This is a genomic window from Methylobacterium sp. (genome assembly GCF_028290105.1).
Taxonomy (GTDB): domain Bacteria; phylum Pseudomonadota; class Alphaproteobacteria; order Rhizobiales; family Beijerinckiaceae; genus Methylobacterium.
The window spans coordinates 1-8,409 of the sequence record NZ_JAQGKL010000256.1; the positions used below are offsets into that span (position 1 = coordinate 1).

Genomic DNA, 8,409 nt, shown 5'->3' on the forward strand with positions numbered 1-8,409 from the left:
GTTCCTGACGCAGGACCAGCAGGTGCTCCAGCACGCGCAGGCCGGCCTCGACCGCAAGCCCACCATGGTGCTGTTCGGCCAGGGCGACCTGCCCTCGCAATGGTACTTCCGCCTGAAGCGGGAGGCCCTGCAGGCCGCGCGGGAGGGACGCCCCTTCGCCAATCCGCTGGCGCAGCAGGAACTCCGCTGGCGCTCGTGAAACGGCGGTGATGTGTCACCCTGCCGCTTGATCGAAACCGCCGCGCCGCCATCTCGGGTCCATGAAGCGGCACAGTTTGATCACGGCGCTGAGCGCCGCCACGGTGATGACCCTCGGCGGCGTCGGCTATGCCGCCCACCGGCGAGGGCGCAACCCTTACTATCGCGGGCCGTCGAGCGACCATTTCGACGGCGTCCGCTTCCAGGGCCCGGACCAGCCCGCGGACAAGGACCTCGGCGACATCGCCCGCTGGCGCTCGCGGCGCGGGGTCGACAGCCCCCTGCGGCAGGCTTGGCCCACGTTCCATCCGAGCCCCTATGCGGATGTGCCGCCCGAGCGCTTCGACGGCCTCCGGGTGACGCTCATCGGCCATGCGAGCTACCTGTTCCAGGTGGCGGGCCGCAACATCCTGGTCGATCCGGTCTACGCCCGGCGGGCGAGCCCGGTGCGCTTCGCCGGCCCCAAGCGCGTCAACCCGCCGGGCATCGCCTATGCCGACCTGCCCCCCATCGACGCGGTGCTGATCACCCATAACCACTACGACCATCTCGACGGGCCGACCGTCGCGCGGCTCTGGCAGGCACAGCAGCCGTTGATCATCGCGCCCCTTGGCAACGAGGCGATCCTGCGCGCCTTCGACGACACCATGCACGTCGAGACGCGCGACTGGGGCGGATCGGTCGACCTCGGCGGTGGACTGACCGTGCACCTCACCCCCGCCAACCACTGGTCGGCGCGAGGCCTCAACGACCGGCGCATGGCCCTGTGGGGCTCGTTCGTGCTGGCCACGCCGGTGGGCGTCCACTACCATTCGGGCGATACGGGCTTGCGCGACGGCGCCATCTTCCGCGAGGCGCGCGCGCGCTTCGGGCCGCCGCGCCTCGCCACCCTGCCGATCGGCGCCTACGAGCCGCGCTGGTTCATGAAGGACCAGCACATGAACCCGGCCGAGGCCGTCGAGGCCGGATTGCTGCTCGGAGCCGACCAGATGCTCGGCCACCATTGGGGGACCTTCCAGCTCACCGACGAGGGCATCGAGCAGCCGGCCGAGGCGCAGATGCAAGCCAGCGCCGAGGCCGGGATCGCGCCCGAGCGCTTCATCGCCATGCGGCCGGGCCAGGTCTGGCAGGCCTGAGCCGGCCCGCGATGCGGTTTATCTCTGCACCGTCATTCGCGACGGCGAACGTTGTCGGCTCGTCGAAAAATAACAAATGAGCGAAATCCGACAGTACACGTGTGTCTTAAGGGCTTCGTAAGCGCAATCCGCCAGGTTTCGACGAGACGTTGAAATCGATTTCAGGCTGATTGCACTATGGTTCATCTCAGAACGCTGACCGCAAAGGTGATTCTGCTGGCGGCCGGCGCGATTTTGCTGGTGTCGACGGCGCTTCTGCTCGTGACCAGCCACGAAATCGGGTCGCAGCTCGAAGCCAAGCAGCGGCAGGACGGCGAGCGGCACCTGCGCGCCCTGAGCCTGGTCTACGGCGACCGTTTGCCGGCCGCCGAGATCGCGTTCGATGGCGACCGCGTCGCCGAAATCCGAACGCCGGACCTCGGCACTCTGAGCGACGACGCCATCGTGGACCGGACGGTGGCGTATGTCGGCGGGACCGCGACGGTATTCGCCTATGAAGCCACAGGCGACCGCTTCGTGCGGCGCGTCACCACGGTGAAGACCGAGCGCGGCGACCGGGCCGTCGGTACGGCGCTCGCGCCCGACCATCCGGCCCAGGCCTCGATCCGGGCCGGCAAAGCCTATAGCGGGCCCGCGACCCTCTTCGGCCGGTCCTTCCTGACCGTCTATCAGCCGACCCACGATGCGGCCGGACGGGTCAACGGCATCCTCTACGTCGGCGTGCCCCTGGAGGCCTACGAGGCCGTCTACGCGCAGACGATGAACGCCATGCGCTGGACGATCCTGTCCGTGGCCGCCCTGGCCTGCCTGCTGGTGGGGTTCGCGGCCTTCCGGCTGTTCCGTCCCATCCGGGTGATCGCCGAGCGGACATCGGGCTTGGTCGCCGGGGATTTCGAGGGCGCCATTCCTTATCGCGATGCCCGGGACGAGGTCGGGGCGGTCGCGCGGGCGCTCGAGGCCTTGCGCGACACCAGCATGCGGGCGCGGGGCCTCGAGGCCGACCGCTCGGCCTCGATCCGGACCGCGCAGGATCGCCGCGCGCATCTCGATGCCGAGATCGAGCGCTTCCGGGCGCAGGTCGCCCGGGCCGTCGAGGCGGTCGGCGCGCAGACCGGGGATCTGCGCATCCGCTCGGCCGCCATGTCGAGCGCGTCCGCCGAGGCGTCGCGCGCCGTCGAGGGGGCGTCCACCGGCTCGCGCGAGACCTCGGCGCATGTCCAATCCGTGGCGAGCGCCGCCGAGGAACTCTCCGCCTCGATCGTCGAGATCAGCGGCCGCCTCGATACCGCCAAGGGCGAGGTCGACGCCGCCTTCGGCGAGGCGTCGACCACCAACCGGCAGATCGGCGACCTCGCGGGCTCCGCCCGGCGGATCGGCGACGTCGTCGGCCTGATCCGGGCCATCGCCGACCAGACCAACCTGCTGGCGCTCAACGCCACCATCGAGTCCGCCCGGGCGGGCGAGGCGGGCCGGGGCTTCGCGGTGGTCGCCGCCGAGGTCAAGGCGCTCGCGCCCCCGACCGCTAAGGCCACCGACGAGATCGCCAGTCAGGTCGCCTCCGTCCAGGCCTCGACCGGGCAGGCGGTGGACGCCATCGGTCGCGTGACCGAACGCATGGAGATGATCAGCGCCATGACGACGGATCTCGCCGCCGCCGTCGCCGCGCAGGGCGAGGCCACCGGCGAGATCTCGCGCAATGCCGGACACACCGCCACGACCTCCGTCGCCATCGCGCGCGACCTCGGCACCGTCACGGACGCCACCCGCCGCACCGCCACGATGGCGGAAAGCGTCCAGGTCAGCGCCGCCTCGGTGGAGGACGTGGCCGCCGGCCTGGAGGCCGAGATCGGCCGGTTCCTGAAGGCCGTGGCCGCCTGAGCCACGACGGGGGAGGGGGTCAGAGGATGAAGCGGCTCAGATCCGCGTTCGCCGCCAGGCTCTCGACCCGCGAACGCACGTAGGCGGCGTCGATCGGCACGGTCTCGCCGGACCGGTCCGTGGCCGTGAATGAGATCTCGTCGATGACGCGCTCCAGGACGGTCTGGAGGCGGCGGGCGCCGATGTTCTCCACCGAGTTGTTCACGTCCACCGCCACCCGCGCCAGGGCATCGACCGCGTCGTCGCTGAACTCCAGGGTGACGCCCTCGGTCTGCATCAGCGCCACCGTCTGCTTCAGGAGGCTCGCCTCGGTGGAGGTCAGGATCTGGCGGAAATCCTCCACGGTCAGGGGCTGCAGCTCGACGCGGATCGGCAGGCGGCCCTGCAATTCGGGCAGCAGATCCGAGGGCTTGGAGACGTGGAAGGCGCCGGACGCGATGAACAGGATGTGGTCGGTCTTCACCGGCCCGTGCTTGGTGGCCACCGTCGTGCCCTCGATCAGGGGCAGGAGGTCGCGCTGCACGCCTTCGCGGGAGACGTCGGCCGAAGAGCGGCCTTCCTTGGCGCAGATCTTGTCGATCTCGTCGAGGAAGACGATGCCGTTGTCCTCCACCTCGCGGATGGCCTCCTGCGTCAGCGATTCGGTATCCACGAGCTTGTCGGATTCCTCCGCGAGCAGGGGCGCGTAGGCGTCCTTCACGGTCATCCGGCGCGGCTTGCCCTTCTGGCCGCCCAACGCCTTGCCGAGCATGTCGCCGAGATTGACCGCTCCCATCGAGGCGCCCGGCATGCCGGGGATCTCGAACATCGGCAGGCCGCCCGGCGCCGATCCGGTGAGCTCGATCTCGACCTCCTTGTCGTCGAGTTCGCTCGCCCGCAGCTTCTTGCGGAAGCTGTCGCGGGTGGCCTGGCTCGAGGTGGGACCGACGAGGGCGTCGAGGATGCGCGCCTCCGCAGCCGCCTCCGCCTTGGCCTTCACCGAGCGGCGCTTCTCCTCGCTCTTGAGGCCGATGCTGACCTCGACGAGGTCGCGCACGATCTGCTCCACGTCCCGTCCGACATAGCCGACCTCCGTGAACTTCGTGGCTTCGATCTTCAGGAAGGGGGCTCCGGCGAGGCGGGCGAGCCGGCGGGCGATCTCGGTCTTGCCGCAGCCGGTCGGGCCGATCATCAGGATGTTCTTCGGCGCGACCTCCTCGCGCAACGGGCCGGTGAGCTGCTGCCGGCGCCAGCGATTGCGCAGGGCGATGGCGACCGCGCGCTTGGCGTCATGCTGTCCGACGATGAAGCGGTCGAGTTCCGAGACGATCTCGCGGGGGGAGAAAGTGGTCATCATGCTCCGATCGGATGGGGCAGGCGGGCTGCCAGGGTCGGGGGGAGGGCGCGCAGGAGACGCGCGCGCAACGGGTGCCACCCGGCGCTGAGCGCCAGGATGAAGGCTCCGAGGGTGAGGAGGCTCAAGGGTGCGGTACTGCCGGAAAAACCCGCCCTGCTGATGAGGGCGCCGACGGCGATGCCCGCATAGACGAGACCGGAGACGAGGAGGGCGCGCCGGTCGACGGCGAGCGCGACGCCCGCGAGCCCGAGGACGATGGCCAGGACCCCGAGGGTGGCCGCCTGTCCGCCCCCGGCGGTCAGGGTTCCGAGGATCGGATGGACGATGAGCGGCGCGGCGAGCAGGTGCAGCCAGAAGGCGATGTCGGTGCGCCGGGTGACGCGGGCCGGATCGGCGAGATCGAAGCGCATGGCGAGCGCGAAGACCGCGAACCCTGCCGCGATGAACAGCCCGTTCCTCGCGGCGACGGTCAGGTCCGGTGCCACCGCCATCAGCAGCCCGAGGACGAGGGCGCAGAGCGAGGCGGCTCCCGCCGCCACCGTGATCGGCACCGCGAAGCGCGCATAGTGCAGGGTCACCAGGGCGAGGGTCGCGAGCGCGCTGCCGATGAGCGTCCCCGGTCCGAGGCGGTTGTCGGCGGCCAGATCGAAGAGCGTGGGCCAGCTTCCGTAGGCGCGCGCGGAGCCCGCGAGCCCTAAGGCCACCGATGCATGCACCGCCAGCGCGAAGATCACGAGGAGCACGATGCTCGGCAGCGCCATCCGGCGGCGGCGGGTGAAGAACTCGGCCAGTCCCCAGGCGAGCGCCGCGATCACGGCGTAGCCGAGGACCGGCCCGAGCGCCGAGAGGCCGAAATGCGCGGCCGCGCCCAGGAACAGGAACAGCCCGAGGGTCACGAAGATGTCGGCGAACCCGGAGACGAAGCGCAGGCGCTCGTCGTCGCGCGGTTCGTCCGGGCGCAGATCCGCCTGGGCGGCCAGACGGTCGAGGGCTACGGCCTGAACGTCGGTGATGATGCCTTCGGCCACGGCGCGGCGGAGATGATCGGCGGTGATCACGACGGGACCTCGCGGCGGGCCGCCCGGCCATGGGACAGGGCGATGCCGCGTCGGGCGTGGAAGGGGGCGGGCTGGCGCACGCCCCCGACTTAAGCGTGCGCCGACGCCCTTTCCAGTCGTGGGCGCCTCATGCGGCGCGGATCGAGCCCACGAAGTGCGAGACCTCGGTGTCGAGGGTGTTGGAGCGGCGGGCGAGTTCGGCCGCCGAGGCGAGCACCTGCGCGGCGCCGGCACCGACCTCCACAGCCGCGCCCTGGACCTCGGCCATCGTCTCGGTGACGTCGCGGGTACCGCGGGCCGCGTCGCTGACGCTGCGGGCGATCTCCTGGGTGGCGACCTGCTGCTCCTCCACCGCCGCCGCGACGCCGAGCGCGATGCTGTGGACGCTGCCGATGGTGGTGCCGATCTCGTTGATGGCGTCCACGGTCTCGCGGGTGGCGTTCTGGATCATCGAGATCTGGGCGGTGATCTCCTCCGTGGCCTTGGCCGTCTGTGCCGCGAGGCCCTTGACCTCGGCCGCCACCACGGCAAAGCCGCGCCCGGCCTCGCCCGCGCGGGCCGCCTCGATGGTGGCGTTCAACGCCAGGAGATTGGTCTGGCCGGCGATGCTGGAGATCAGCGCGACGACGTCACCGATGCGCGCGGCACCGGCCGCGAGGGCCTCGACGCGGGCATGGGTGCGGCGGCTGCTCTCGACGGCGCCCGCGGCGGCGGCGGAGGTCAGACCGACCTGCTGGCCGATCTCATTCGCGGTGGCGGCGAGTTCCTCCGTGGCGGCGGCGACCGCCTGGACGTTCTGCGCGGTCTCGCCGGCGGCCCGCATCACGGCGGCCGATTGGCGGTTGGTGCGCTCGGCATTGGCCGACATCAGGCGCGCGGTCTCCTCGAGTTCCGCGGCGGCACCCGAAAGGTCGCCCGCCAGGGAGCCGACGCTGCCCTGGAACCGGTCGGCGAGGTCCACGCGCTCGGCGCGGCGGCGACTTCCCGCGAGGCCGGCGGCCTCTTCCTGGCTCGCCCGTAGGGCCTCGCCCTCGCGCATCGAGCGGGCGAAGACCTCCATGCTCTGCCAGATCTCGCCGATCTCGTCCCGGCTCGGCTTCGTCGCCGGCAGATCGAGGTCGCCGTTCGACAGGCGCCGGATCGCCGCCGTGACGCCCGAGAGCGGCGCGGCGATCTGCCGGTGCCCGACGAGGATGCCAACCAGCAGGCACCCGAGGGTTCCGCCGATCGCCAGCGCGACAAGGAGCTTCAGGCGCTGGGAATAGAGCGCGTCGGCAGCGGCATCGATCGCGGTGACGCGCGCCTGCCCGTTGGCGACGAGGACGTCGATCGCGTCCTGGAAGGCCTGCCGGTTGGCCCGGTTGGCCTCGTTGAAGCCCGCGTCGGCCGCCGCCTTCGGCGCGACCTCGGTCCCGAGCCGGGCGATGTCCTCGCGCAGCGCCGTGAAGGCCGCCGCACCCTGGGTGACGCGTTCGAATTGCGTGCGCTCGTCGGCCGGGATGCGCTGGCCCCACTCGGACATGAGCGCGTTCATGGCCGTCAGGTTCTGGCGGATCCTGTCGGCGTATTTACGCGCGTCCGCGGTGTCCTTGGCGGCGTAGACCCCACGGGATTCGAGGACGACGTTGGTCACGAGGCGGTTGAAGTTCGCCGCGTTCAGCGCCCGGCGGGCCGCCATCCGGGACTCCTCCATCGCTCCGTTGAAGGTGGAGAGGGTGCTGATCCCCACCCCCGCGACGAGCAGGGTGATGGCCCCGCAGGCCAGAACGAACATCAGAATCTTCGTCTTGATCTTCATCTTCGAGAACCTGCCTCGACCCGGACCCAAGGTGCTGGATCAAAGTGCTAGGCATTGTCTCGAAAACTTCCGTTAACGGAGGAGCCGTCGGTTAGTTTTCGGACGTTTCCAGGCTCTCGATCACCAGGCTCTCATTTGTATAGACGCAGATCTCGGAGGCGATCCGCATGGCGCGGCGCACAATCTCTTCTGCGTCGTGGCTGCTGTCTTCCAGCGCGCGGGCCGCCGCGAAGGCGTAGTTACCGCCTGAGCCGATGGCCATGACGCCGCTTTCCGGCTCCAGTACATCGCCGGCGCCTGAGAGCAGCAGGCTCACTTCGGTGTCTGCCACCAGCATCATCGCCTCCAGGCGGCGCAGGTAGCGGTCGGTGCGCCAATCCTTGGTCAACTCGACGCAGGCGCGGGTGAGCTGCCCGGGATATTGCTCGAGCTTGGCCTCCAGGCGCTCGAACAGCGTGAAGGCGTCGGCGGTCGCCCCCGCAAAGCCACCGATCACCGAACCCTTGGCCAGCCGCCGGACCTTGCGCGCGTTACCCTTGACGATGGTCTGCCCGAGGCTGACCTGCCCGTCGCCGCCGATCACCACCCGGCCGCCCTTGCGGACCATGAGGATCGTCGTGGCATGCATCTGCGGCGGGCCGTTCGAGTCGTGCGCCAAGGGGGGCTCCTGAAAGCGAGTGCGATAGGGGGCAGGTAGGCGCCCGCGCGCCCGAATGCCACCGGGCCCTAGACCACCACGGTGATCCGGCGCGCCGCCCGGGTCAGGCCGGTGTAGAGCCAGCGCGCCCGGTGCTCGCGAAAGGCGAAGGATTCGTCGAACAGGACCACGTCGTCCCATTGCGAGCCCTGTGCCTTGTGGACGGTGAGCGCGTAGCCGTAGGTGAACTCGTCGGTCTCTCGTTTCAGAAAGGCCGGGATCTCTTCCTCGGAGCCGGACATCACCGCGCGCAGGACCTTGATGTCGATGGGCCGGCGACGCAGGGCCGGATCGTCCTCCGGCACGAC

7 protein-coding genes and 1 pseudogene are annotated in these 8,409 nt (G+C 70.3%); 3 read left to right on the forward strand and 5 right to left on the reverse strand.

Going from position 1 to position 8,409, the window contains the following annotated elements; genetic code table 11:
- From JWQ05_RS17925 to JWQ05_RS17935, 3 genes and pseudogenes are all read left to right on the forward strand, one after another.
- Window positions 1-199: pseudogene (locus JWQ05_RS17925) on the forward strand (aromatic ring-hydroxylating dioxygenase subunit alpha); the annotation flags it as partial.
- Window positions 200-260: 61 nt separating this feature from the next.
- Complete coding sequence (locus JWQ05_RS17930; RefSeq protein ID WP_299661262.1) at window positions 261-1,334, forward strand: MBL fold metallo-hydrolase; 1,074 nt, start codon at window positions 261-263, stop codon at window positions 1,332-1,334.
- A 177-nt stretch (window positions 1,335-1,511) separates the two neighbouring features.
- A complete protein-coding gene (locus JWQ05_RS17935) occupies window positions 1,512-3,212 on the forward strand; it encodes a methyl-accepting chemotaxis protein (RefSeq protein WP_299661264.1) in 1,701 nt (566 codons plus the stop codon).
- A 19-nt stretch (window positions 3,213-3,231) separates the two neighbouring features.
- Here the strand turns inward: JWQ05_RS17935 and hslU are convergent, their stop codons facing one another.
- The 5 genes from hslU to JWQ05_RS17960 all read right to left on the reverse strand — a co-directional run.
- Window positions 3,232-4,545: an ATP-dependent protease ATPase subunit HslU gene (gene hslU, locus JWQ05_RS17940; protein WP_299661276.1), complete on the reverse strand. Its 1,314-nt coding sequence runs from the start codon at window positions 4,543-4,545 to the stop codon at window positions 3,232-3,234.
- Complete coding sequence (locus tag JWQ05_RS17945) at window positions 4,545-5,606, reverse strand: hypothetical protein (RefSeq protein WP_299661267.1); 1,062 nt, start codon at window positions 5,604-5,606, stop codon at window positions 4,545-4,547. The genes hslU and JWQ05_RS17945 overlap by 1 nt, the downstream gene beginning before the upstream one ends.
- A gap of 127 nt (window positions 5,607-5,733) precedes the next feature.
- Window positions 5,734-7,404, reverse strand: coding sequence for a methyl-accepting chemotaxis protein (locus tag JWQ05_RS17950; RefSeq protein WP_299661270.1), 1,671 nt, complete (start codon window positions 7,402-7,404; stop codon window positions 5,734-5,736).
- A 91-nt stretch (window positions 7,405-7,495) separates the two neighbouring features.
- Window positions 7,496-8,032, reverse strand: a complete 537-nt coding sequence (gene hslV, locus JWQ05_RS17955; RefSeq protein WP_299661279.1) for an ATP-dependent protease subunit HslV — start codon at window positions 8,030-8,032, stop codon at window positions 7,496-7,498.
- Window positions 8,033-8,130: 98 nt separating this feature from the next.
- Window positions 8,131-8,409, reverse strand: a 279-nt coding sequence (locus JWQ05_RS17960; protein WP_299661273.1) for an ATP-binding domain-containing protein, incomplete at its 5' end; no start/stop codon positions are given.

What these genes read in the sequence shown, in the direction of transcription:
- hslV (WP_299661279.1), bottom strand. Translation starts at nt 8,032, where the DNA reads ATGCATGCCACGACGATCCTCATGGTCCGCAAGGGCGGCCGGGTGGTG.
- JWQ05_RS17950 (WP_299661270.1), bottom strand. Translation starts at nt 7,404, where the DNA reads ATGAAGATCAAGACGAAGATTCTGATGTTCGTTCTGGCCTGCGGGGCC.
- JWQ05_RS17935 (WP_299661264.1), top strand. Translation starts at nt 1,512, where the DNA reads ATGGTTCATCTCAGAACGCTGACCGCAAAGGTGATTCTGCTGGCGGCC.
- JWQ05_RS17930 (WP_299661262.1), top strand. Translation starts at nt 261, where the DNA reads ATGAAGCGGCACAGTTTGATCACGGCGCTGAGCGCCGCCACGGTGATG.
- hslU (WP_299661276.1), bottom strand. Translation starts at nt 4,545, where the DNA reads ATGACCACTTTCTCCCCCCGCGAGATCGTCTCGGAACTCGACCGCTTC.